This window comes from Caballeronia sp. DA-9 (assembly GCF_051615025.1).
Taxonomy (GTDB): Bacteria; Pseudomonadota; Gammaproteobacteria; order Burkholderiales; family Burkholderiaceae; genus Caballeronia; species Caballeronia sordidicola.
This window is the reverse complement of the sequence record NZ_CP195132.1, coordinates 1654147-1678741: the sequence shown is the minus strand read 5'-3', so window position 1 is coordinate 1678741 and position 24595 is coordinate 1654147. Positions and strand designations below refer to the sequence as shown.

Genomic DNA, 24595 nt, shown 5'->3' with positions numbered 1-24595 from the left:
CTGAATGAGTCCATCGCCATGCCCGAAGCCACCGAAAGGCCGTACATCCTGCACATGTTGACGGCCACACCCCAGATGAGCCCTTTCGACGTCAACATGGCCGCCGACGCCGGCTATCAGGTGATCGTGCCGTACTGCAATGTCGGGTCCGAGCACGTTGTCACGCTGACACAGGACGCGATCTTCTCGCGCGGTCCGAAAAGCGTTTCGCGCACCGGCATTTTCATTGGCGGGCGCGACGTCATGCTCGCCGCCGACATGCTCGACACCGCGCGCCACGCGATGGTGCCGCCCTTCGAAGTGTCCGTATTCGCCGATCCAAGCGGTTCGTACACCACGGCAGCCGCGCTGGTTGCGCTGGTCGAAAAACATCTGAAGGGCGGGCACAACGCCGATCTCGGCGGCAAGCGCGTGCTGATTCTCGGCGGCACAGGCGCGGTCGGCCGGGTGGCTGGGGCAATGGCCGCGTCGCTCGGCGCGCAAGTCCTGATAGCGAGCCATTCGGACATCGCCCGCGCCACGCAGGTCAGCGACGAGGTCAACCGCCGCTTCGATATCGCGACGACGGGCGTGTCCGTGCGCACATCGGACGATCTTCACCACGCGCTTTCCACTGCCGAGGTCGTGATGGCGACCGCGGTGGCCGGCGTGCAGGTCATGAGCGCCGCCGACCTGTCCCATGCAAGACACTTGCTGATCGCCGCCGATGTCAACGCCGTGCCGCCCGAAGGCATCGCGGGCGTGCATGTCATGGACGACGGCAAACCGCTCGCAGGCGCCGTGCGCCAGGATGCGCTCGGTATTGGCGCGCTGGCTATAGGCAATGTGAAGTATCAGGTCGAGCATCGGCTGTTCGTGCGAATGCGCACTGGCGGCAAGCCGGTGTATCTGGGTTTTCCCGAAGCCTTCGACGAGGCCCGCGCAATCGTCGGCGTGAGCGGCGGCGGGCTCGGATGATGTGGCGCTTCACCACATCCCCGCGATCGTCACATGCGCCGTTTATCGCGGCCGTGGGGTTGTCGGCGCGCATGCTCGCGCAGTCCGCGCATCGGGCGGGATTGAATGTGGCGGCGCTCGATATCTTCGGCGACCGCGATACGCGCAGCTACGCACCGCTCTGGTTCGACATTGGCGGCGGGGGGATATCGATTGACCGGCAACGGCTGTTCGATGCGCTCGAACGCACCGCGCGCTTGCCGCGCATGCTGGGATTCGTGGTCGGCAGCGGGCTTGAACCGCTGGCGCAGCAGTTGTTTACCGCATCGCGATTGCCGCGTTTTATAGGCAACGGCGCGGCCGCGACGGATGACGTTCGTGACCCGCGCCGGTTTTTCGCGTTACTGGATCGCCTGGGCATTGCGCATCCGGAAACCACGTTTATCCGTCCCGCGCACGACGCCGGCTGGCTCATCAAACACGCGAATGGCTACGGTGGCACTCATATAAAAATATTGTCCAATTTGGATTGCGCGAACTCTGACGACACCTATTTCCAGCGGCGCGCGTTCGGCCGCTCAATGTCGGCACTCTTTATTGCGGCGCGCGGCGAGGCACGGTTGATCGGATTTGCGGAACAGTCCAGCATGGCCGCGGGTAGTTTTCCGTACCTTCATGCGGGTTCTGCAGGACCCCTGGATCCGCCGCGCGTTGTCAAAGACAAGGTCGTGGAAGCGGTCGAAGCGATCACCGCGCAAACCGGCCTCACGGGCCTGAACAGCATCGATTTCCTGCTCGACGGCGAACGTGTCGACGTATTGGAGATCAACGCGCGCCCTTCATCCACGATGACGCTTTACGAAACCGCCTCGCCCGACGCGTGGCCGCGCGGCTTGATCGCGTGTCATATCGATGCGTGTCTCGACGGCCGTCTGCCTTCCGTTTCTCAACGCGTGACCCGCTCGAACCAGACCGGCCAGCGCGTGCTGTTCGCGCCATATGATTTCGTCGTTTCGCGAGCCTTCAGCGAAACCTGTTTCACCGACCCCGCATGCCACGACGTCCCGCATCCGGGCGCGCGCATCGGCGCGGGCGAACCAGTCTGCACGCTGATTGTCACGCAAGCCTCCACGCGCGCCGTCATGGCAGAACTCGATCGCCGGGAAGCGCTTCTCTTGCAACGTATCGAAACATGTCATGAGGACGCCGATGCCGTCATCCCTTCCTCCGCCTGAAGTAAGCGTCAATGCGCTGAGCGAACGCCTAGCAAGCCGGCTCATCGAGCACGCCGGGCGCCTGCGTATAGCCGTGTCGCGGACGCCGGACGGCACCGCGATCGTGGATGCCGGCGTCGAGACAACCGGCGGCGTGGAAGCGGGCGTGCTGATCGCGCGGCTTTGCATGGGCGGTCTCGGACGCGTTGCCGTGCGCTCGAGCCTCGACGCGAATCCGCTCTGGCCCAGCATGATCGAGGTGCATACGTCCTCGCCCGTGCTGGCGTGCCTTGGCAGCCAGTACGCGGGCTGGAGTCTTTCCGCCACGAAAGAACAGACCGGCGGCAAGAAGTTCTTTTCGCTCGGTTCGGGTCCGGCGCGCGCTCTGGCCGCGAAGGAACCGCTCTTCGATGAACTCGGCTACCGCGACCGGCACGACCGCGGGGCGCTAGTAATGGAAGTGGACCGGCTGCCGCCGCAAGTCGTCATCGACAAGATACTGCGCGATTGCGCGCTGGCGCCCGACAAGCTCACTATCGCCGTCACGCCGACACACTCTGTCGCGGGAACGGTGCAGGTCGTCGCCCGCGTGGTGGAAGTTGCGCTGCACAAGACGCACGTGCTCGGCGTGGACCTGAACGAGATTGTCGAGGGCAGCGGCTCGGCGCCGTTGCCCCCGCCCGCGCCCGATGCAATCCAGGCGATGGGCCGCACCAACGACGCTATCCTGTATGGCGGGCGCGTGCACCTGACCGTGAAAGGCGATGCGGTGGCGCAACGTCTCGCGGCGCAATTGCCGTCTTCGAATGCGCGCGACTACGGCCGCCCCTTCGCCGATATCTTCAAGGCGTTCAATTACGACTTCTACCAGATCGACGCCGCGTTGTTCGCGCCCGCGGAAGTATGGGCCAGCAGCCTGGAAAGCGGCATGACGTATCACGGCGGCGCGCTGAACATGGCATTGCTCGATACGCAATGGAGCGCCGCCTCGCCGGTTGTGGCGGGCGGTGAAAAGGCCGGGCCATGACCACGGGATTGCGCGTCGCGATCATGAGCGACGAAACCGGCTGGCATACCTCGCGCCTCAAAAAAGCATTTCGCGCGCGGGGCGTGGAGGCGCGTTGCGTAGACCTGGCGGATTGCCGTATCGATACGACCCTGCGCCCGTTCGGCCTCGCAATACCCGGCTTCGGCGAGACTTTGCCCGACGCGGTATTCGTGCGCGGTATTGCTGGCGGAACCTTCGAGCAGGTCACCTTGCGCCTTGGCATCCTGCACGCGCTGCGCGAATGCGGCGTGCCCGTGTACAACGACGCACGCGCGATCGAGCGCAGCGTCGACAAGTCGATGACGAGCTTCCTGCTCAATCTGCACGGCGTTCCAACACCCGCAACGTGGGCGAGCGAATCGGCCGCATTCGCGCAGCGCGTGCTGATGCGCGAAGCGGCGGCCGGCCGCCGCACGGTGCTCAAGCCGCTGTTCGGATCGCAGGGCAAGGGCTTGCGACGTCTTGGCGCGAATCGCCGCGATGGGTCGCTTGCGCCGTTGCCTTCGCTGCGCGCGTCGGGTCAGGTCGCGTATTTGCAGCGCTATGTGGAAAGCGCGGTCGAAAACCGCCAGCCGGGTTTCGACTGGCGGGTGCTCGTGATCGGAGACCGTGCCGCAGCCGCCATGAAGCGGGTCGGCGGCAAAGGCTGGATTCACAACTTTGCGCAAGGCGCGGCATGCGAGGCTGCGCCGCTCGAACCCGAACTCGCCGATATCGCCGTGCGCGCAAGCCGCGCGCTGGGCCTGGACTATGCCGGCGTGGACCTGATTCCCGGCGACGCCGGCGCGCTGGTGCTGGAGGTCAACGGCGTTGCCGCATGGCGCGGGTTGCAGTCGGTCACGCAGTTCGATATTGCGGCGGCTCTGGTCGACGATCTGCTCGATCGCAAGCTTATGGCCCACGTCCAGGCGCGCTTGAAGACCGGCGATGACCCCAATCACTGACTCTCTGCCTTCAAGAGCGCTGGCGGCCTTCCTGAACGCCTGCCGGCTGGACGTGGCGACAGTAAAACCCGGCAACGTCAGTTTCGGGAGCGAAGGTCACGGCATGACGGCCGCTCAGTTCATTGCGAGCGCGGACGCTGCCGCCATAGGATTGTTCGAAACCGGCGCACCCGTTGGCGAGCGAATGCTGAACGCCGTGCGCCGTACGCGCGAAGTCGCTGGCTGCAACACCAATCTCGGGATTGTGCTGCTGGTGGCGCCGCTCGCAGCCGCGCTCGATGAATTCGCCAACGCTGACGTGACGCTCGATACCTGGCGCGACGCAACTGAAAACACGCTGGCGCGGCTCGGTATCGACGATGCCCGCGAAGCGTACCGCGCGATCGCGCTGGCGAATCCCGGCGGACTGGGCGACACGTCCGAACAATCGGTGCGCGATGCGCCCACTGTCGGCCTTCGCACCGCGATGACGCTGGCGGCGCAACGCGACAGCATTGCGCGGCAGTACGCGAACGGGTTTGCCGACGTCTTCGAACCGGCGCGCCGTCTTCACGCAATCGACGAAACCTCGACCCTCCCGCTGTTCCTGCATTTCCTGAGCGGCTGGCCCGATTCACACATTGTGCGCAAGCACGGCCTGCCGATGGCGCAGAGTGTCACGGACGAGGCGCGGCACTGGCAGGACGCACTGCATCGAAACGGCCCCGGCAGCGTGGCCGCGGGTCTCGCCGCGTGGGACGGCGAACTCAAGGCGCGCGGCATCAATCCGGGTACGAGCGCGGACCTGACGGTCGCGACATTGTTCGTGGGCGGCGTAGCGCATGGCCGCATGAGTTGACGCGCGGCGCATGCGCAGCGGATTGGCACGGAACATGATAGGAACAGCCATGGTTCTCAAAGAGTTCGCGCCGGGCGCGAGCTGACCGCAAGCGGGACATTCGTATCCAAATCACTGGAGGAACAGCATGGCCAAAATCAACCGCGTCATGGTAGGCGAGTCGCTAGTCGGCGACGGCAACGAGGTCGCGCACATCGACCTGCTGATCGGACCGCGCGGTTCAGCCGTCGAGACCGCGTTCTGCCACGCCCTGACCAATAACAAGGACGGTTTCACGTCGCTGCTCGCGGTCGTCGCGCCGAATCTCATCACCCGTCCGAATACGGTGATGTTCAACAAGGTCACCATCAAGGGTGCAAAGCAGGCTGTGCAGATGTTCGGCCCGGCGCAGCATGCGGTCGCGCTCGCGGTTGCCGACAGCGTGGAAGACGGCACCATTCCCGCGGACGAAGCCGACGACGTGTTCGTTTGCGTCGGCGTGTTCATCCACTGGGAAGCCGACGACGACAAGAAGATCCAGGAGTACAACTACAAGGCCACGCGCGAAGCGATCCAGCGAGCCGTTGCCGGGGAGCCGAGCGCGGCGGACGTGGTATCGAAGAAGGCGGCAGCCGCGCATCCGTTTGCCGCGGCCTGAATCCTGGGGCCACACGGATCCGGAAAGAGAAAGACGGGCCGCGGATCGTGCTTTGCATGACTTGATTCGCGGCCTGCTCATGGCCGGTCCCGCATTCAACCGATGAATAATGCTTTGGCAGAGGCACTGCAATGACTTATCGATATCGCGTGCGGCTGTTGCTTGCCGGTCTCGCGGTGGCTCCGGCGATTGCGCTCGCGGCAGGTTCCGGCGAAGCCGCACCTTCAGGCGGCAGTGCCGCGCACAGTTATGACTATCCCACGCAGGGCCGTGTGGAGTACGTACTTGGGTGCATGGATGACAACGGTCATGACTTTGCGAACGTGTACAAATGCTCATGCGCCATAGATCACATCGCAAAGGTTCTTCCCTACGATGACTACGTCGAGCAGATGACCTTTTCGAAGTATGCGACGCTTGGCGGGGAAGGCGGCAACGAGTTCCGGGTAGACCGGGCCCGGGCGCAGACAAAGAACTTCCGCTCTGTACAAACCGAGGCGTTCAGGGCATGTGGCGTGTCCAAGGCCGCAGCCAAGTGACGTCGCCAGCATTCAGGAGTGGCCCTTAGCTTAGCCTCTTCTTTCGATCACCACGCCGACTGAATCCACATCATCGAACTTGGCGGGCTTGGCCAGGGAAACCCGCACCCAGCGCGCGCCAAAGTCGGCTATTACCAACTGCGCGATTTTTTCGGCAAGGCGTTCGAGCAACTGAACCCCATGCGAAGCCATGAGCACACCGAGCGCATCGTGCACCGCCGCATAATTGACCGTGTCCTCGATCCGATCCGTCACGCAAGCGCGTATGGAAGGGACTCCGATTGCGAGATCCAGCAGCACGGGTTGTGGCTCGTGCAGTTCGACTGCATCAATACCGATTACGGTCTGTGCCGTAAAGCCGTTGATATAGACAATATCCATTGGCGCGCCGCTCACGGTTTGCGGTGCAGCATCGGCAATCGCGCGGCGCGCGGATCCTCTTGAACCGGTGGAACTGCGCGTGGCTCGGATTGCATCGAAAAGCTCCATGGAAACTCCATTGCTCGAAGGCGGGAAAAGAAAATGATTGATCGCCACGAGCGAATAAAGCAAATTCCGGGCTCGACACCCTGCCCTGACGCGACTACTTATTGAACCGGAACGTCATCGGATGTAAAGTTTTGTGAGTGGCGCCAGTTCATAAGCACTTCAGAATGAATGAACTGGTTCGGGCGCATGCGTGCTGAGAGCCGCATGCGAAAGACACGCCGCGCAGGGGAATACCATTAGATACGGCGCCGCGGCGCTTGCGAACCGTCGCAAGAACCAGCGGACGCCCCGGAGACTGGCCCCATGTCAATGTCGTCGCTTGCCGAGAACAACGTGCACGTTCGCGAAGTACTGAACATCGTCAACAACCAGTTGCCAACGCGTCCCACGAGCGACTCAGTCGCCCAGTCGTGGATGCGCTGCCTCAAGGAGTTCAGGCTCGACCCGGCCCGCTTTGTCATGCCGCCCGTGCTGACTCAGCATGAACTCGCCGCCCGGCGCGAAGCGGCAAGCGATCTCATTGCGTGCTCGAAACTCGAGATGACCACGCTCTATCAACAACTCGCGGATCCCGAACTCGCGGTCGTGCTGGTGGATGCCGACGGCGTGATCGTGCATCAGGTAGCGTCGGTCCCGTTCGGCGAAGCAATTGCAGCGGACGGCCTGCGCGTCGGCGCGCTCTGGAGCGAGCGTGAAGCGGGGACGAACGGCATGGGCACGTGCCTCGCCGAACGCGACTGCATTGCGGTGTACCAGCACGAACATTTCTATCCGCGCTATACGTCCTTGACCTGTTCGGCCGCACCGATCTTCAACGACCGCGGCGAGGTGGCCGGTGTGCTCGACGTCACGAGCCGCTCGAAACTGCTGCAGCAGCATTCGCTGGTGCTGGTCGGCATGTCGCGGCAGATGATCGAAAACCGTTTGATCGACGCGCGGTATCGCCACGCGAACATGATCCATTTTCACAGCCGCCCGGAGTTTGTCGGCACGCTGCACGCCGGCAAGCTCGCGGTCAGCGACGACGGCGTGGTGCTCGCCGCCAGCCGCAGCGCGCTCTTTCAGCTCGACTTTCGCTCGCACGCGGAATTGTGCGGCAAACGCATCGAGGAAGCGTTCAACGTGCCGCTGGAGGACATGATCGCGCGCAGCATTCGCGGTTCGTTCCATCCGGTCACGGTCTACAGCGCGAACGCGAACAACCGCTTTTTTCTCGTCGCCCAGACGCCGCGCGACGCTGCAACGACCGCAACCCGCATCTTCATGACCGATCCGGCGAACCGCGCGGCAGCGGCGCCGTCGCCCACGGTGGCCGCGCGCGCCAAAGGCGTTCGCTTGACTCGCGATATCGCCGCACAGGACAGCCGGATGGAAAAACTCGCGCATCTGGAATTCGGCGATCCTCGCATGGCGTCGCAGATACAACTCGCCGTGCGCGTCATCCAGCGCAAGATCCCGATCATCCTGAGAGGCCAGACCGGCACGGGTAAGGAAGTCTTCGCGAATGCGCTGCACAGCATCAGCCCGAACAGCGCGGGCAGCTTTGTGGCGGTGAATTGCGCGTCGCTGCCGGAGAACCTGATAGAGAGCGAGTTGTTCGGCTATCGCGCGGGGGCGTTCACCGGCGCGCAGCGCGAAGGACGCCGCGGCAAGATCGTGCAGGCGAATGGCGGCTCGCTGTTCCTCGACGAAATCGGCGACATGCCAATGGCGTTGCAAGCCCGCTTGCTACGGGTACTTGAAGAGCATGAAGTCACGCCGCTCGGCGCTGAAACCACGGTCAAGGTGGATTTCCAGTTGATCAGCGCGAGCCATCGCAACCTGCTCGAACTCGTACAAAGCGGCGCGTTCCGCGAAGACCTGTACTACCGGCTCAACGGCATCGAAATCAATTTGCCGCCACTGAAAGAGCGTGCCGATGCACTTGCGCTGATGCAGCACCTGCTAGCAGCAGAGGCCGACGATCCGCCCACGCTGACCCCCGAAGCCCGTCATGCGCTATTGAATTATCCATGGCCGGGCAACATCCGCCAGTTGCGCCATGTGCTGCAAATGGCCATTGCGTTGTGCGACGGCATGGAGATCGACTGCTCGCATCTGCCCGTCGAAATCGCCCAGTTCGCAGGCACGACCCAGGCCGCGCGGCTTGGCATGGGAATGGGTTATGGCGTGAACACCGCGCCTGCGATGAGCCCCTACATGCAGGCCGCCGATGACGCCGACACGTCCGAGCTCAACGCGATCCAGCTCAAGGAACGCGAGACCGTGCTGGAACTGCTCGACGAACATCGCTGGAATGTCAGCAGCGTCGCCAAGGGGCTCGGTATCAGCCGGAACACGCTGTACAGGAAGATGCATCGGTTGCATATCCGGCTGTCACATGACGGATCGGCGCTGCCTCCCAACGCGTGAGCGGCATGAGCGAACCGTCTGCTTTCCGCACACCCACACCCGCCCGCAAGCTCGATCAGTTCAAGCCCGATGCGGGGTTTGCGTGGTGCGTGACCGGGTCGGGCCACATGATAGAGGAGTCGGTCGAACTCGCGCGGCGGTTGCCGGGCGTGGACCTGTTTTTATCGTCGGCAGGAGAGGAAGTGTTGCCTCTCTATGGCTGGCCTCTGCCAAAACTGCGCGAACATTTTCGGGTATTCCGCGACAACAGCGCGAGCGGCGTTCCCGTGGGCATGCTCTATGAAGGGAAATATCACACGGTCGTGATTGCCCCCGCGACCAGCAACACGGTTGCCAAATGCGCGCTGGGCATATCCGATACGTTACCGACCAACCTTTACGCGCAGGCCGGCAAGCAATGCATACCGGGCATTGTTTTCGCATGTGATACCGCGCCGAGCGTAATCACGCAGAGTCCGCACGAGTGGGTCGAGGTGCGTCCGCGCGACATCGAACTGCAACGTGTGGATCAACTGGCGCAGATCGAATACACGACGGTAGCGCGCTCGCTCGATGAGTTGAAAGCAGCGCTCGATCAACGGCTATCGACACTCGGGCTCGCATGGACCACATCGTCTTCCTGACAGGCCGGCTCGCCGAACGCAGTTTGCATCAGGTGCTCGAAGGCATGGCGCCCGCACCCTTCACATGGGAAGTTCGCGAGATCGGCCTGCAGGTCGCCGCCTTGATAACCGCCGACATGATCCGGCGTCGCGTCGCCTTGCCGCTTCTCGCAAGCAGGATGATCGTGCCGGGTAAGTGCCGTGGCGACCTCGACGCGCTGAGTCAACACTTTGGCGTAGCGGTCGAACGCGGTCCCGAGGAGGTCAAGGACCTGCCGCAGTTCTTCGGACGCGAGGCGGGGCACCGGGATTTATCGCGCTACGAGACGGAGATTTTCGCGGAGATTGTCGATGCCCCCCGGCTTTCGGTTGACGGTATCGTCGAGCGCGCTTCGGCCTATGCGTCTCAGGGCGCGGATGTAATCGATATCGGCTGCCTGCCTGAAACGCCGTTCGCGCATCTCGAAGATTCCGTGCTTGCGTTAAAAGAGCGTGGGTATCGCGTGAGCGTGGACTCCATGCGCACCGACGAACTTTTGCGTGGCGGCTGCGCTGGCGCTGATTACGTGATGAGCCTCAACGCCGATACGTTATGGATAGCTGATGAAGTGGCGTCGACACCTATCCTGGTCGCGCGTGAACCGGGCGATCCGGGTTCGCTAAATGCCGCTATCGATACCCTTTTGTCGCGCGGACGGCCGTTTCTCGCCGACCCCATTCTAGATCCGATCCCGTTTGGACTGGCCGCATCGATCGTGCGGTACGTCGCGGTGCGCGAGCGTTATCCGGATATCGGCATCATGATGGGCATAGGCAATGTGACGGAACTCACCGAAGCCGATACGAGCGGGATCAACGCCGTGTTGCTAGGCATGGCGGCCGAGTTGCGGGTGAACGCGGTGCTGACGACCTCGGTGAGCCTGCATGCGCGGCGCGCGGTGAAAGAAGCCGATGTCGCGCGGCGAATGATGTTTGCCGCACGCGAGGCGCAGGTCTTGCCCAAGGGCATCTGCAGCGATCTTTCCACGCTGCACGACAAGCGGCCTTTCCCTTATGACGCGCAGGAGATCGCGCTTTTTGCAGGAGCGGTGCGTGATCCGAATTTTCGGGTACAGGTCGCAGCCGACGGAATTCACGTTTATAACCGCGACGGACATCAGGTCGAAGGCGATCCGTTCGCCTTGTATCCGGGATTGGGACTGGAAGCCGATGGCGGACATGCGTTTTATATGGGCGTACAACTCGCCCGCGCGGAGATTGCATGGAAGCTGGGGAAGCGGTTCGATCAGGATCAGGCGCTGAACTGGGGAGCCGGGGTGGAGAAGGCCGCTCAGAATCTCGACGAATGGGAAGCGCCGGGAAATACCCGGCGAAAGAGTAAGTGAACACGGCCGCGCTACTGATATCGACGCGCCATGACATCCAGTCCCAAGGGCTTGATCCTGTCCGCTTGCCCCGCGCATCCGAACGCTTCGAAGCGCGCCATGCATAAGTCCCGCGCTGCGGCTGTGGCGGCCTTCAGCGCCTGACGCGGATCGAATTCGCCTCTCGACATTGCAAGCGACCTGCGCATGGCGCCGGTCATCGCCAGTCTGATGTCGGTATCGATATTCACCTTGCGCACGCCATTCGCAATCCCGCGCTGGATTTCCTCCACCGGCACGCCATAGGTCACCGGAATCTCACCGCCATGCTCGCGGATGATCGCCAGCCATTCCTGCGGCACCGAGGACGACCCGTGCATTACCAGATGCGTATCTGGAATCGTCCCGTGGATGGCCGCGATCCTGTCCATTGCCAATATTTCCCCGTCAGGCTGGCGGCTGAACTTGTACGCGCCATGCGACGTGCCAATCGCAATGGCCAGCGCGTCCACACCCGTCGCTTCCACAAACGCCTTTGCCTGGCCGGGATCGGTCAGCAACTCGTCGCGCGATAACTTGCCCTCGGCGCCCACGCCATCTTCGTCGCCGGCATGACCCGTTTCCAGGGAACCAAGACATCCCAGTTCGCCTTCCACCGATACCCCCACGGCATGCGCTGCTTCCGTCACACGCCGGCTCACCTCGACGTTGTACGCGTAATCCGCTGGCGTCTTCTGGTCGGGCAATAACGATCCATCCATCATCACCGACGTGAATCCCGAACGTATCGCCTGCTGACACACCGCCGGACTTGCGCCGTGATCCTGATGCAACACGACCGGCAGATCGGGATGCGCCTCGAGCGCCGCAAGCACGAGGTGACGCAGATAGGGTTCGCCAGCGTACTTGCGCGCGCCGGCCGACGCCTGAAGGATCACGGGGCTGCGTGTTGTCTCGGCTGCCTGCATGATCGACTGGATTTGCTCCATGTTGTTCACGTTGAAGGCCGGCACGCCATAACCGTATTCGGCTGCGTGATCCAGCAACTGGCGCAAGGCAATAAAAGTCATGTCGGACTCCGTAGTATTAGATCGTTCAAAAGATGGTGCGACCGCGCAGGGCTTCAGCGAGCCAACCTGCGTGCTTCGCTGAGCACGTGATCCACCGTCAGCCCGAAATGCTCGAACAATGCTTCGGCAGGTGCGGACTCCCCGAAACTATCGATACCAATCACACCGCCCGCAAGCCCTACATACTGCCGCCAGAACGCGCTCACCCCCGCTTCTATCGCAACCCGCGGCACATTCGGCGGCAACACGCGGTCGCGCCAGACACTCGATTGCCGATCGAACACATTGGTGGAAGGCATCGACACCACCCGTGCAAGCACGCCGTCGGCACGCAATGGCTCGATAGCCGCGAGCGCAAGCGCCACCTCTGAACCAGTCGCGATCAACACAACGCGTTTTACGGCGCGGCCCACGGGTTCCGGCCAGTCGCGCAGCACGTAGCCGCCATGTGCGATTGCATCGATTTGCCCTGCATCACGCGAGACGAACGGCAGGGGCTGGCGGCTCAGCAACAGGCACGACGCACGATTGCGATCGACCGCGCATACCCAGGCTTGCGCCGTTTCCACGGTGTCGCAAGGACGCCAGACATCGAGACCGGGGATGAGTCTCAAGCTGGCCGCATGCTCGACCGATTGATGGGTCGGACCATCTTCTCCCAGGCCGATCGAGTCGTGCGTGAAAACGAACACGGTGCGCACTTTCATCAGCGCTGCCATGCGCAGTGCGTTCCTCGAATAGTCGGAGAACGTGAGGAACGTGCCGCCAAATGGCAGATAGCCGCGATGCAAGGCAATTCCATTTAATGCCGCGCTCATGCCGAACTCGCGCACGCCGAAGTGCACGTAGTTGCCGCCGTGCAAGCTTCCTCCCTCGGTATGCACGGTGACCGCTTCCTTCCACCGCGTGAGATTCGAACCCGTGAGATCCGCCGATCCTCCCAGCAGTTCGGGTAACGCGCGCGCCAGTCCCTCTATGGTCTGTTGTGAGGCTTTGCGTGTTGCTATAGTTTGAGCGGCACGGTCCGCATCCTGCACGAGCGCGCTCGCCGCCGTGCGCCAATGCGCAGGCAGGGCGCCACGCATGCGGCGCTCGAGCTCGGACGCCTCGCGCGGATAGTGCCGACGATACGCATTGAAGCGAATGTTCCAGTCCGACTCGGCCTTCCTGCCACGTTCGCGCGCATCCCAGCGGCTTCTTATTTCAGCGGGGATATCGAAGGGTGCGTAAGGCCAGTCGAGCGCGCGCCGCATCGCCGCGACCTCATCCGCGGCCAGCGGCGCACCGTGCACGTCATGCGTGCCTGCCATCGACGGCGCGCCTTTTCCTATGACCGTCCTGCAGCAGATCAACGTCGGTTTTTCACTGGCGCGTGCGCAGGCAATGGCACGGTCGACAGCCTCCACGTCATGACCATCCACCTCGCGCACGACGTGCCACCCGTACGCTTCGAAACGCGCGGGAGTATCGTCGGCAAACCAGTTCGCCACATGGCCGTCGATAGAAATGCCGTTGTCGTCGTAAAGCACCGTGAGCTTGCTCAGTCCCAGCGTTCCTGCAAGAGACGCCGCCTCGTGCGAGATGCCCTCCATCAGGCATCCATCGCCGGCAAAAACATAGGTTCGATGATCGACAATCGCATGCCCCGGACGGTTGAACTCCTGCGCGAGCAGCGTCTCTGCGAGCGCCATTCCAACCGCGTTGGCCAATCCTTGCCCCAATGGTCCAGTCGTCGTTTCCACGCCAGGCGTGAGACCGGTTTCGGGATGCCCCGGCGTCTTGCTGTGGAGTTGCCGGAAGCGCTTCAACTCATCAAGCGGCAAGTCGTATCCGGTCAAATGGAGCACGCCGTATAACAACATGGAGCCGTGTCCGTTAGACAACACGAATCGATCCCTGTCTGGCCAGTCCGGATCAAGCGGATTATGTTTCAGATGCCGGTCCCATAATGCAACGGCAATTTCGGCCATGCCCATTGGCATGCCGGGATGACCGGACTTCGCCTGGCCGACCGCATCGACCGCCAGCATGCGAAGCGCGTTCGCCATCAGCCGCGTGTCGTCGTGAACGGCGGGCGGTGAGTGCTGCTCAATGATGACTGCATCCATGGAAACCTCCTTTACTTAACGATGAACGGAGTGCTTACGCCCGGGCGCGGCGATCCAGCAATTGCAGGATCATGGGTGTGAAGATGAGTTGCATGGCAATGCCCATCTTTCCGCCCGGCACGACGATCACATTGGGACGCGACATGAACGAGTCGTGCAGCATGGTGAGCAGATACGGGAAGTCGATGCCCTTCGGGCGCGCAAAGCGGATAACGACGAAGCTCTCGTCGGGCTGCGGAATCTCGCGAGCGGTGAACGGATTCGACGTGTCCACTGTCGGCACGCGCTGGAAGTTGACATGCGTGCGCGAGAACTGCGGGCAAATATAGTTCACGTAATCAGGCATGCGGCGCAGGATGGTGTCGACCACGGCTTCGTGCGAATAACCGCGCAGGTTCTGATCGCGGTGCAGCTTCTGGATCCACTCGAGGTTGATGATCGGCACCACGCCCACAAGCAGGTCCGCGTGCTTTGCAATATCGACCTTGTCCGTTACAGCGCCGCCGTGCAGACCTTCGTAGAACATCAGATCGGTGCCGAGAGCAATGTCTTTCCACGGTGTGAACGTACCCGAATCCTGCTGGTGAATCATGGCTTCGTTGTCGTCGTGAACGTAATGACGGATTTGCCCGCCGCCGCTTTCGCCATAGGTTTGAAACAGTTGCGCCAGTTCTTCCAGCAGGTTGGCCTCGGGGCCAAAGTGACTGAAGTCTCGCACTCCATCGCGTTCGCTTTGCTTGAGCGCCTCGCGCATGCCAGTGCGGTCGTACCTGTGAAACGCGTCGCCTTCCACAATCTGCGCGTTGATCTTTTCGCGCCTGAAAATATGCGTGAAACTTTTCATGACAGTAGTCGTGCCCGCGCCGCTGGAGCCGGTCACCGCGATGATCGGATGCTTGACTGACATAAGGCCTCTCCTGGATTTTCGTGTCCGGCTTCAGGTTCGCTCAGACCGGCGCTTCGGGCAGGAACAAGGACCGGGTGTTGAATAGCGGCGACGTAAAGGGCTTGTCCTCGCCGCGATCGTAGTCGGCGTGATAGCGCGCAATACGCTCGACTTCATTCTTCGATCCCAGGATGACGGGCACGCGTTCATGCAACGCGCAAGGCTGCACGTCGAGTATGCGTTCGCGTCCCGTGATCGACATGCCGCCCGCCTGCTCGACCAGGAAACTCATCGGGCTGGCTTCGTACAGCAGTCGCAATCGACCTTGCATTGCAGGCGTCTTGAAGTCGCGCGGATACATGAAGACGCCCCCGCGCATCAGGATGCGATGGACTTCCGCCACCATGGAAGCAATCCAGCGCATGTTGAAATCCCGTTCGCGGCAACCGCTGCGGCCATCCTTGCATTCCTGCACATAACGCCGCACGGGCGGCTCCCAGAAACGTTCGTTCGATGCATTGATGGCGAACTCGCACGTGTCGTCGGGAATGCGGATGCCGGAATGGGTCAGCACGAAATTACCGACCTCACGATCAAGCGTGAAGCCATGCGTGCCGGTGCCGACTGAAATGACCAGCATGGTAGCGGGACCATAAACCGCGTAGCCCGCTGCAACCTGCTCATGGCCGGGGCGAAGGAATGCAGCATCGACGCCAGCGCTCGCCTTCGTCCCTTCGGAAATGCGCAGTACCGAAAAGATGGAACCGACCACACCGTTGATATCGATATTCGACGAGCCGTCCAGCGGATCGAACGCCAGCAGATATTCGCCGCGCGGATAGGCGGGCGGTATCGCGTACACATCCTCCATTTCCTCGGACACCATGCCAGCCAGCAATCCGTCCCACTCGCAGTGCTGAAGGAAGATGTCATTGGTCGCGAGGTCGAGCTTCTTTTGCTCTTCGCCATGTGTGTTGATACTCGATGCCGACCCGTAATTGCCGCCCAGCGCGCCCTTCGTCAATTGCGCCGAGATGGTCTTGATCGACGCCGCTACGTCGATCAAGAGGGCAGACAAGCCGCTCGCCTGAACCGGCGATGGATTGCGATCAAGTGTATCGATCAGGAACTTTGAAAGCGTGGTCCGTCCGTCCAGCATGGCGCACTCCTGAAGGGTTGTGATCAAGCGGGTCTCGACGGCGGCGTGTTGAACACGCGGCTCGCGCGGATATCGGCGGCGGACAACAACGTCAACGCCTCAGAACTCGATGGGCCAGCGCCTTGCATTGCTTCGGCGAAAATGCGGTTCGCCTGACGCAGGCGCGCGCGATCGAGCGCGTTGCGCACCGAGCGCGCGTTCGCAAAATTCGGCTGACGAATACGCAGCGCGAGATAGTCCTCGAATGCGGCGCGTGCTTCCGGGTCGAGCCTGTAATGCATGCGCGCAAGCATGCCTTCGGAAATCGCGAGCAACTCGGCGGCGTCGTAATCGGGGAAGGTAATGTGATGCGCGATTCGTGAACGAAAGCCCGGATTGCTCTGGAAAAACGTTTCCATCCGCTGCTCGTAGCCGGCGAGGATCACGACCAGATCGGCGCGCTGGTTTTCCATGACCTGCAGGAGGATCTCAATGGCTTCCTGCCCGTAGTCGCGCTCGTTCTCGGGGCGATACAGGTAATACGCTTCATCGATGAACAGCACGCCGCCCATTGCACGCTTGAGCACGTCTCGCGTCTTTGGCGCTGTATGGCCGATGTATTGCCCGACAAGATCGTCGCGCGTAACCGACACGAGATGCCTGCGGCGAATATAGCCGAGCCTGAACAGCACGTCGGCCATGCGCATCGCGACAGTGGTCTTGCCCGTGCCCGGATTGCCGGAAAAACACATGTGCAAGGTCGGTGCGCCGCTCGCAATGCCGAGCGTTTCGCGGGCGCGTTCCACCAGCAACTGCGCCGCGACTTCCCTGATGCGTGTCTTCACCGGCATCAATCCGACAAGATCGCGATCCAGCTCGGCCAGCACCTCGCCAACCGTCGATTCGCGAAACAGCGCAACGAGATCGACGGTTGGCGCGGCTGGCTCGGGCACCCGCAGCTCAGCGACGGCTAACGACATGTCTGCCTCCCTTGCCTAATGATTTGAAGGCGGTTGATCCAGCGAATAGGCCTTGATTGCGTAGTGCTGCACGCGACCCTGAACGTCTTGCCGTTCGAGCCTGAATCCCGGCTCATGATCGGGACGATTCACGATGAACGAAAGACGCATGGTCTCGAAGCCGCGCACCGAATCGAACGCGTTGACCTTGATGTAGTGCTGCGGGCAAGCATTGCGGCATGCGGTGACTTCCAGCATCACGCCGGCCGCGTCCTTCAGGTCGAACATCGGCAAGCCCCACATTTCCCAATATGTGTTGCGCGGATGCGGGTCGTCGGTGTACTCGACCGAACACGCCCAGCCCTGCTGCAATGCATAGTCGATCTGCTGGCCGATCTCTTCGTCGTTGAGCTCGGGGAGAAATGAAAACGTACCTTGGGTAATGCGCATGGTGTACCTCTCATTCAATGATTGCTTCGGCTGGCGTCAAGCCGGCGTCGGCGTGGCGGCGAAATCGGGTGTATCGGTCGACGCATAGTTGAAGCTCACGTCGCGCCATGTATCCAGCGCCTGTTTCAGCGGCGTGCACCAGCGCGCCGCGGCTTCCAGGATTTCCGGTCCTTCGTTTGCAATGTCGCGGCCCTCGTTGCGCGCCTTTACCATGCTTTCCAGCGCCACGCGATTCGCCACTGCTCCGGCCTGAATACCGCCCGGATGTCCGATGGTTCCACCACCGAACTGGAGAATGCAGTCGTCGCCGAACAGGTCGAGCAACTGATGCATCTGCCCGGCGTGGATACCACCCGAAGCAACCGGCATGACCTTGCGCAAGCCTGCCCACGATTGTTCAAAGAAGATGCCGCGCGACAGGTCCACTGCATTGCCCGATTCGCGCAACACGTTGTAATAGCCCTGTACCGAAAGCGGATCACCTTCGAGCTTGCCGACCGCCGTGCCAGCATGTGCATGATCCACGCCCGCCATGCGCAGCCACTTCGCGATCACGCGAAACGAAATCCCGTGATTGCGCTGGCGCGTGTACGTGCCGTGACCCGCGCGATGCAGATGCAGGATCATGTCGTTCCTGCGCGCCCATTTACCCATTGACTGGATCGCAGTCCATCCGACCACCAGATCGATCATGACGATGCACGACCCCAGTTCCTTCGCGAACTCGGCGCGTTCGTACATGTCTTCCATGGTCGCGGCCGTGACGTTGAGATAGTGGCCCTTCACTTCGCCGGTCGCGGCTTGCGCACGGGCCACGGCTTCCATGGAAAAAAGGTAGCGGTCGCGCCAGTGCATGAACGCCTGCGAGTTGATATTTTCGTCGTCCTTGAGAAAGTCGAGACCGCCTTTCAGCCCTTCATAGACCACGCGGCCGTAGTTCTTGCCCGAGAGCCCGAGCTTCGGCTTGACGGTCGCGCCGAGCAGCGGACGGCCGTATTTATCGAGCCGTTCGCGCTCGACCACGATTCCGGTCGGCGGCCCCTGGAAGGTCTTGAGGTAAGCCACCGGCATGCGCATGTCTTCCAGCCGCAGCGCTTTCAACGGCTTGAAGCCGAACACATTGCCAATGATCGAGGCCGTCAGGTTCGCGACCGATCCCTCTTCGAAGAGATCGAGCTCATAGGCGATATAAGCAAAGAATTGCGGTTCGTCACTGCTGGACGAGGGCACGGGATCCACGCGATACGCCTTTGCCCGATACATGTCGCACGCCGTAAGGCGATCGGTCCACACCACGGTCCAGGTCGCCGTCGACGACTCGCCCGCCACCGCAGCCGCCGCTTCCTCGGGCTCGACACCCGCTTGCGGCGTGATCCGGAACAGCGCGATGACGTCGGTATCTTTCGGTACGTAATCCGGCTGCCAGTAACCCATCTCGCGATACTTCATGACGCCCGCCGAATAGCGGGAACGGGGCGCGGCCGCTGGTTGCGGCGTCGCGGATGCCGGCGCGACCGCGGCCTTGGTGAAGTCGTTCATGGCGTTTCCTTAAGGATTGTGAGCGGGATGGACCCGGCGCTTGTGCCGTGAATGCAATGTAGGCGCGACCTGCGGCGAGGGGAATTCACGATTTTCTTCGGCAGGCTTAAGCGATCCGTTAACGTGGGGAACACCCTAAGGTCACAGCCAATGGGGACGTGGGACACTTTGCTGCAGAACCGCGACAGTCAGGCGCGCGCCCGGCGCGGCACATTCCGCCGGCAAAATCAGCCCCTACCCGCCGCGATGTTCGGTACGTGCTTCAAACAAGCGGCGCAGCCCCTTTCGCTGCGTAGGCACGCTGTTTGCAACGACGTACCTGCCGGTACGCGCGTGAAAGTGTCGTCGCGCCGGTTTCCGTTGGTCAACTTGATGGAGACGACTATGCAGTGGACGACCCCGAGCTACACCGATATGCGTTTTGGTTTCGAAATCACGATGTATATCGCAACGCGTTAAAGCGCTGCCGCCGCCGTCGGCCGTAACTACTGACGCGCGGCTTTAGTGGTGCCTGCGTTGACCGTAAGCCTGTTTTTTCAGATTCATTTCAAAGTCATAACCGCCGGACCATAGTGCGCTGCGTTGACCAGCGTTCCTCGCCATGATCCACGAGACGATCGTCACGACCGCGGCGCACGATGGCCGGCCTCACATCGCGCCCATGGGCGTGCGTTTCGAAGACGGGCTGGCGATTCTCGCGCCGTTTCGTCCCTCGGCGACGCTCGACAACATCATCGCGACGCAAGCGGCCGTCATCAATTTCACGACCGATGCGCGCGTGTTCGCAGGTTGCGTGACCGGATATGCGAACGACTGGCCAACGCTCCCGGCCACTGTTGTCAACAGCGTGCGCCTTGCGGATTCGCTCGCGCACACCGAACTCGAACTCCATTCGCTTCAGGATGACCCGCAGCGCCCGATACTGCGCATGAAGAGCGTGTATCGCGAGACGCATGGGCCGTTCGAAGGGTTTAATCGTGCGCAGAACGCAGTTGTGGAAGGTGCGATCCTCGTGAGCCGCCTCTTCATGTTGCCCGCGGAAAAAGTGGACAGCGAGATGGCGTACCTTCAGATTGCCATCGATAAAACCGCCGGCGAGCGCGAACGCGTTGCATGGAACTGGATCACGGCGGCGGTCAAGCGTCATCGCGCGAATGCCCGGACGTCCGGTGAATCGCCGCAACCTGATACAGCGTTGAACACCTCCGCGCCCGAGCGGCGCTGAATCTTCCGGAGTCTGACATGACCGCATTGCTCGCGAGCGTCCGCTCGGCTGAAGAAGCGCTCGACGCGGCACGCGCAGGCGCCGATCTGATCGATTTGAAAGAGCCTGGCGCGGGTGCGCTGGGCGGCGTGGCGATCGATGAAATCACGCTGATCGTGAACCTGCTGCGCGCGCGTTATCCGGTCAAGCCGATCAGCGCAACCATAGGCGACGTGCCCACGGACGCGTCCGACGCCATCACCCGGCGAGTCATCGAAGTGAACACTACGGGCGTGGATTATGTGAAGGTTGGCGTGACCCCCGGAGCGTCCGCGCACCATTGCCTTGCCGTGCTGGCGAGCTTGCGCGCCGCTGTTGTGCCTGTACTGCTCTGCGATGCGGGTATCGATCTGGAACTCATCCGCTTCGCCGCCGGGTTGGGCTTTGCGGGAATCGTCTTCGATACCGCGACGAAGAACGGCCAGAGCATCTTCGACTGCGTGGACGTGGGCACACTCAAGGCTTGTCTGCATGCAGCCAGCGCGCGCGGCGGAATGACAGGACTTGCCGGTTCCATGAACTGGGCGCACTTGCCGATGATTCATGAACTCCGGCCGGACATAGCGGGATTTCGCACCGCGTTATGCAATAACGGCCGCGTGTCCCGGCTCGACCCCGCGCGGGTCGCGCAATGGGCGGAGGCGCTTCATCCTCACGCCGTGGCTCAGCCTCATTAAATCCAAAGACTACGCCACGGGAATATGCAGCAAGCGTTCGCGCATCAACGCGACGTCGCCCTTGTTGAACAACTCGACCACGTAGTTCGCGTCTTTCACGTATCGAGCGAAGCCCGCATCGACCACGCCTTTGGCCGATAACGTCTCCATTGGTGTGCCTGCTTCCACCGCGCACGACTTGACCACCATCAGACGCTCGGCGTTGAGCGTGGTCGAAAGCCATGCGGCAAGACTATCCGATGTCGTGTTCCAGTTCGTCATTTCGTCGGGCTTGTCGCGCATCAGGTCGGTGGGAACCCACACCGCCACGCGGCCATCGCGCAATGCACGCCGGATCCGCATTTCGTTCGACGCCAGCACCAGTTCCGGCATCACGCCCTGCATGAGGATTGCGTACTGCGCCATGGCAAGCAAACACATGTTGTGCGCCGCGAGGTCGCCGAACTGCCACTCGCTCTGATACTGGCGAACCTTATCGGCGAAATCTCCGCCGCCGGGAACGATCACGACCCGCCCGCCGCCCACTTCCCAAAGCTGGGTAAGCCATTCGCGCAGCGACGGGTCGTGACTCAGGCTTCCCCCGATCTTCACCACCCACATGACATGTCCCCCGCTTTGAGTTTCACTGCTGTCACCCGCCCTGAGGCGCGACCGTGTTTTCGTGCTGCGCGAGGAGCGCAACTGCCACACTCGGCGCGCACGTCGCGATCCACTCGCGGCGCTCGCGCTCGTTGGCGGGGGTATCGACGAGATCGGAGAAATCGATGAACGCCCGTTTCTCCCGTCGCGCAATTGCCTCGACGAGGAAGCGCCCGCACCCCGCGCCAACCAGCGGCGCACGCTGCAACGAAGGATGCACCGCTATCACATCGCCAAGGTTCGCCATCAGGATTTGCATCTGCTTTTCTCGCCAGCACCCGGCAAAATCACGCCACTCGTTTTCGTTGGCGTCGCGGGCATCGTGTCCTATGGTTCGCGCAATTCGCGCACGGCTCGCGGCTTGCGTCTTCGGTCCGTTGTCGGCGCTCGCATGCTGATCGTGCGCCGCCCAGAGTTCGCCCGTCAATCGATAAACATCGGCGGTGGTGGCAAACCACTCATTCATGACGTTGGTGTCTTCGCCGCGAAATCCGATCCGGTGCGCAATACCGCACAAGGGCGTGCGCACCACGCCCTGATAAACAAGCTCGCCGCTCACGAGCCGGGTCGCGTCGTTGCAGCCGCGCGCCGCGACCCGGGCCGCGACGACCGGCACGATATCAGTCGTGGTACTACCTATATCGATCAGAACGGCTTCGTTCATGCGGCGTGCGACCCATTGCGCGGTCGCCAGCCAGTTCGCCGATGCAACCTCGCGCCATTGCAGCCAAGCACCCTGCGCGTCCAGCCAACCGGCCGCGCCTGCGAAAAACCGCGTCTGTGCTCCGAGCCGCCGCACCAATGTATCGGCGAGAACACGCACGCCTTCCTCGCGATCCGCGAAGAGATCGACCATCTCGCCCGTCATGGTGACAACGTGACTCGCATGCGGGTCGCAAGCAAGCGGCCAGCGCTGGAATGCGGAATCGATGACCTGTTCAAGATGCCCGAGTCCTTGCCATAGCGGACATGCCCATTGCGCGATATCGCGCAGCGCCCCCGAACCTGTCGCCACCGATACCTTGACGTGCGCGCCGCCCACGTCCCAGCCGAAGATTTCCGTGCCGGCATTCATGCGCGCACTCCCGCCGCACACGCGACCCCGTGCGCCCTGAGAAGATCGCCCGCGAGATTGCGCCCGAGTTGCGCCGACAAACCCGCATACGCCGCCGTCAACCGCGGATTGACCTCGATGACAACCGGCCCTCGCTGCGCATGCCAGACGACATCGATGCCGACGAAACCGCGCAACCCCGGTATAGCCGATACAACCCTGCGCGCGAGCGCCTCAAGCTCCACGCCTTGCTTGCTTCGCTTGTCGATCTGGTTGATCTGCACGCCGCTGAACTCGAGCACGCGCGCGCTTTTTCCAGGCGCGGCTGTGTCTGGCAGCCCGATCAACTGCCGGTTGGTGCTGACGAGTTCGACGTCGTGCGCGCCGCATACGAGCGAGAGGCTAAGCGGCTCGCCGTCGACCCATTGCTGCATCACGGGGTTGCGTCCCGCAGCCGCACGGGCTTTGTATTCAGCGCCAGCGTCTTCAATCCGGTCATAAACGAAAGTGTCGAGCCCGCCTGCGCCATCATCTGGCTTGACCACCCAACGCGCGGCCGCGCCGGTCTGCGGAACGACCGCATCGAGCTTGAGCGATGCCGTCACGGGTATGCCGTGCGCTTCAAGGCACGCGGCCGTCGCGCTCTTGCTCGATGCCGTCCTGATGGCTTCTTTCGAACATCCCAGCCAGCGCGCAGCGCCTACCGAGTCGTGCAGATGCAGCAAGAGACCGTCGCATTCCGGCGCGATAATCCATGCGTGGTCATGCTGGCGCGCCACGCGTGCAACAAACCCCGGGATCGACTCGCCGGGCATTGCCATGCAGTGCGAACGCGTGGACGCCGCAGTCTCGAAGCGCGAAGTGGCGAAGGTGACCTGCACGCCGCCGAGATCGAGCAGATCCGCGACCAGTGCATCGCGCATGGCGCGTCCTTCGACGATCAGCGCGCCAAGATCGAGCAAGCTGGCCTCGCCGGCCAATGCCGGATCAATGCCGCCGCCAGTGAGATACTCGTAGACGAATAACTTGGTCAAGGTTCCTTCCATGCAAGTGATACCCGTACTCGATCTTCTCGATGGCCACGCGGTGCGCGCCGTGCGCGGCGAGCGGGAACGCTACCGGCCCGTCGAGTCCTCGCTGTGCGCATCCAGCGAACCACTGGCTGTCGCGCAGGCACTGCTGGCCGCGAGCGGCGCGCGCACGCTCTACATTGCGGACCTGGGCGCAATCCTCAAGCAGAACGATCACGCCACCCAAATTGCCACGCTGCTCGATGCGCTCGACATCGAAATCTGGCTCGATGCGGGCTTTACCGATTTCGCTTCCATGCGTACGCTCTTCGATCGCATTTGCACTGCCTCCTTCCCTCGCGGCAAACTCGTTCCGGTCTTCGGCACCGAGACGCTTGTCAGCACCGATGCACTGCAAGAAGCGCAGGCCGCCGGCTTCGCGCCCGTGCTGTCGCTCGATCATCGCGCGGGCCGGCTCATGACGGACGCTTCGGACCCGGCTGCCGCACATGCCGATACCTCATGGTGGCCGGCGCGCGTGATCGTGATGACGCTCGATCAGGTCGGCGCTTACCAAGGTCCCGACCTCGCCACATTCGAAGCCATACGCGCTCACGCAGGCGAGCGCGAACTGATCGGCGCTGGCGGCATCCGCAACGATTCGGATCTTTCCGCCGCGGCGCAAAGCCGCGCCGTTGCGTGGCTCGTGGCATCGGCTATCCACGACCGGCGAATCGATCTGCGGCACATGTTGCGGCACATATAGCGCCATACGTCG

At 62.3% G+C, this 24595-nt stretch carries 25 protein-coding genes; 14 read left to right on the top strand and 11 right to left on the bottom strand.

The features are described 5' to 3' along the window. Positions 1-18: 18 nt before the first annotated feature. The 7 genes from ACRWA7_RS13910 to ACRWA7_RS13880 all read left to right on the top strand — a co-directional run bounded on the left by ACRWA7_RS13910 (position 19) and on the right by ACRWA7_RS13880 (position 6156). Positions 19-957 (top strand): NAD(P)-dependent methylenetetrahydromethanopterin dehydrogenase, encoded by a 939-nt coding sequence (locus ACRWA7_RS13910; protein WP_438391496.1) that lies wholly within the window; start codon positions 19-21, stop codon positions 955-957. Then, positions 954-2171 carry an ATP-grasp domain-containing protein gene (locus tag ACRWA7_RS13905; protein ID WP_438391495.1) on the top strand — a complete coding sequence of 406 codons (1218 nt, stop codon included), beginning with the start codon at positions 954-956 and terminating at the stop codon, positions 2169-2171. Before ACRWA7_RS13910 ends, ACRWA7_RS13905 begins: the two co-directional genes overlap by 4 nt. Further along, positions 2146-3177 (top strand): methenyltetrahydromethanopterin cyclohydrolase, encoded by a 1032-nt coding sequence (gene mch / locus ACRWA7_RS13900; protein WP_438391493.1) that lies wholly within the window; start codon positions 2146-2148, stop codon positions 3175-3177. The genes ACRWA7_RS13905 and mch overlap by 26 nt, the downstream gene beginning before the upstream one ends. Further along, a complete protein-coding gene (locus ACRWA7_RS13895) occupies positions 3174-4142 on the top strand; it encodes an ATP-grasp domain-containing protein (RefSeq protein WP_438391492.1) in 969 nt (322 codons plus the stop codon). The genes mch and ACRWA7_RS13895 overlap by 4 nt, the downstream gene beginning before the upstream one ends. Further along, positions 4126-4980 carry a triphosphoribosyl-dephospho-CoA synthase gene (locus ACRWA7_RS13890; RefSeq protein WP_438391491.1) on the top strand — a complete coding sequence of 285 codons (855 nt, stop codon included), beginning with the start codon at positions 4126-4128 and terminating at the stop codon, positions 4978-4980. The genes ACRWA7_RS13895 and ACRWA7_RS13890 overlap by 17 nt, the downstream gene beginning before the upstream one ends. A 127-nt stretch (positions 4981-5107) precedes the next feature. Next, entirely contained in the window at positions 5108-5617 is a 510-nt protein-coding gene (gene fae / locus ACRWA7_RS13885; protein ID WP_060818027.1) for a formaldehyde-activating enzyme, read from the top strand. Between the two features lie 131 nt (positions 5618-5748). Next, positions 5749-6156, top strand: coding sequence for a hypothetical protein (locus ACRWA7_RS13880; protein WP_060818025.1), 408 nt, complete (start codon positions 5749-5751; stop codon positions 6154-6156). Positions 6157-6186: 30 nt separating this feature from the next. On the opposite strand, the gene ACRWA7_RS13875 is transcribed toward ACRWA7_RS13880, so the two are convergent. Beyond that, a complete protein-coding gene (locus tag ACRWA7_RS13875; RefSeq protein WP_438391490.1) occupies positions 6187-6645 on the bottom strand; it encodes a dihydroneopterin aldolase in 459 nt (152 codons plus the stop codon). Positions 6646-6954: 309 nt separating this feature from the next. Between ACRWA7_RS13875 and ACRWA7_RS13870 the strand changes: the two genes are divergently transcribed. From ACRWA7_RS13870 to ACRWA7_RS13860, 3 genes are read left to right on the top strand one after another with little or no spacing between them, the layout of a single operon-like run. Further along, positions 6955-9057: a sigma-54-dependent Fis family transcriptional regulator gene (locus tag ACRWA7_RS13870; RefSeq protein WP_438392792.1), complete on the top strand. Its 2103-nt coding sequence runs from the start codon at positions 6955-6957 to the stop codon at positions 9055-9057. A 5-nt stretch (positions 9058-9062) separates the two neighbouring features. After that, positions 9063-9680 (top strand): flavoprotein, encoded by a 618-nt coding sequence (locus tag ACRWA7_RS13865; protein WP_438391489.1) that lies wholly within the window; start codon positions 9063-9065, stop codon positions 9678-9680. Continuing rightward, complete coding sequence (locus tag ACRWA7_RS13860) at positions 9659-11044, top strand: DUF6513 domain-containing protein (protein ID WP_438391488.1); 1386 nt, start codon at positions 9659-9661, stop codon at positions 11042-11044. The genes ACRWA7_RS13865 and ACRWA7_RS13860 overlap by 22 nt, the downstream gene beginning before the upstream one ends. A gap of 11 nt (positions 11045-11055) precedes the next feature. On the opposite strand, the gene fba is transcribed toward ACRWA7_RS13860, so the two are convergent. Genes fba through ACRWA7_RS13825 form a run of 7 tightly spaced genes read right to left on the bottom strand, consistent with a single transcriptional unit; the run spans position 11056 to position 19173 of the window. Next, on the bottom strand, positions 11056-12093 hold the full coding sequence (gene fba, locus ACRWA7_RS13855; RefSeq protein WP_438391487.1) for a class II fructose-bisphosphate aldolase: 1038 nt from the start codon (positions 12091-12093) through the stop codon (positions 11056-11058). A gap of 53 nt (positions 12094-12146) precedes the next feature. Beyond that, positions 12147-14201 carry a transketolase gene (gene tkt, locus ACRWA7_RS13850; protein WP_438391486.1) on the bottom strand — a complete coding sequence of 685 codons (2055 nt, stop codon included), beginning with the start codon at positions 14199-14201 and terminating at the stop codon, positions 12147-12149. A gap of 34 nt (positions 14202-14235) precedes the next feature. Continuing rightward, a complete protein-coding gene (locus ACRWA7_RS13845) occupies positions 14236-15108 on the bottom strand; it encodes a phosphoribulokinase (RefSeq protein WP_438391485.1) in 873 nt (290 codons plus the stop codon). A 40-nt stretch (positions 15109-15148) separates the two neighbouring features. After that, the gene (locus ACRWA7_RS13840; RefSeq protein WP_438391484.1) at positions 15149-16246 is read right to left on the bottom strand and encodes a class 1 fructose-bisphosphatase; all 1098 of its coding nucleotides are present in this window, start codon (positions 16244-16246) and stop codon (positions 15149-15151) included. 23 nt (positions 16247-16269) lie between these two features. Further along, positions 16270-17205 (bottom strand): CbbX protein, encoded by a 936-nt coding sequence (cbbX, locus tag ACRWA7_RS13835; RefSeq protein WP_438391483.1) that lies wholly within the window; start codon positions 17203-17205, stop codon positions 16270-16272. A gap of 15 nt (positions 17206-17220) precedes the next feature. Next, entirely contained in the window at positions 17221-17634 is a 414-nt protein-coding gene (locus tag ACRWA7_RS13830) for a ribulose bisphosphate carboxylase small subunit (protein WP_438391482.1), read from the bottom strand. A gap of 36 nt (positions 17635-17670) precedes the next feature. Further along, entirely contained in the window at positions 17671-19173 is a 1503-nt protein-coding gene (locus ACRWA7_RS13825; protein WP_060818005.1) for a ribulose-bisphosphate carboxylase large subunit, read from the bottom strand. 384 nt (positions 19174-19557) lie between these two features. On the opposite strand from ACRWA7_RS13825, the gene pqqA reads away from it, so the two are divergent. The 3 genes from pqqA to ACRWA7_RS13810 all read left to right on the top strand — a co-directional run bounded on the left by pqqA (position 19558) and on the right by ACRWA7_RS13810 (position 21114). Beyond that, positions 19558-19632, top strand: a complete 75-nt coding sequence (gene pqqA / locus ACRWA7_RS13820; protein ID WP_013342881.1) for a pyrroloquinoline quinone precursor peptide PqqA — start codon at positions 19558-19560, stop codon at positions 19630-19632. Positions 19633-19774: 142 nt separating this feature from the next. Beyond that, on the top strand, positions 19775-20398 hold the full coding sequence (locus ACRWA7_RS13815; protein WP_438391481.1) for a DUF447 domain-containing protein: 624 nt from the start codon (positions 19775-19777) through the stop codon (positions 20396-20398). Between the two features lie 17 nt (positions 20399-20415). After that, a complete protein-coding gene (locus tag ACRWA7_RS13810) occupies positions 20416-21114 on the top strand; it encodes a (5-formylfuran-3-yl)methyl phosphate synthase (RefSeq protein ID WP_438391480.1) in 699 nt (232 codons plus the stop codon). A gap of 9 nt (positions 21115-21123) precedes the next feature. Here the strand turns inward: ACRWA7_RS13810 and ACRWA7_RS13805 are convergent, their stop codons facing one another. The 3 genes from ACRWA7_RS13805 to ACRWA7_RS13795 are packed head-to-tail and all read right to left on the bottom strand — an operon-like array spanning position 21124 to position 23841. Next, positions 21124-21714 carry an amino acid kinase family protein gene (locus ACRWA7_RS13805; protein WP_438391479.1) on the bottom strand — a complete coding sequence of 197 codons (591 nt, stop codon included), beginning with the start codon at positions 21712-21714 and terminating at the stop codon, positions 21124-21126. Between the two features lie 31 nt (positions 21715-21745). Next, the gene (locus ACRWA7_RS13800) at positions 21746-22828 is read right to left on the bottom strand and encodes a hydantoinase/oxoprolinase family protein (RefSeq protein ID WP_438391478.1); all 1083 of its coding nucleotides are present in this window, start codon (positions 22826-22828) and stop codon (positions 21746-21748) included. Continuing rightward, on the bottom strand, positions 22825-23841 hold the full coding sequence (locus ACRWA7_RS13795) for an ATP-grasp domain-containing protein (RefSeq protein WP_438391477.1): 1017 nt from the start codon (positions 23839-23841) through the stop codon (positions 22825-22827). The genes ACRWA7_RS13800 and ACRWA7_RS13795 overlap by 4 nt, the downstream gene beginning before the upstream one ends. A 10-nt stretch (positions 23842-23851) precedes the next feature. Between ACRWA7_RS13795 and ACRWA7_RS13790 the strand changes: the two genes are divergently transcribed. Then, positions 23852-24583, top strand: a complete 732-nt coding sequence (locus ACRWA7_RS13790) for a HisA/HisF-related TIM barrel protein (RefSeq protein ID WP_438391476.1) — start codon at positions 23852-23854, stop codon at positions 24581-24583. Positions 24584-24595 lie beyond the last annotated feature (12 nt).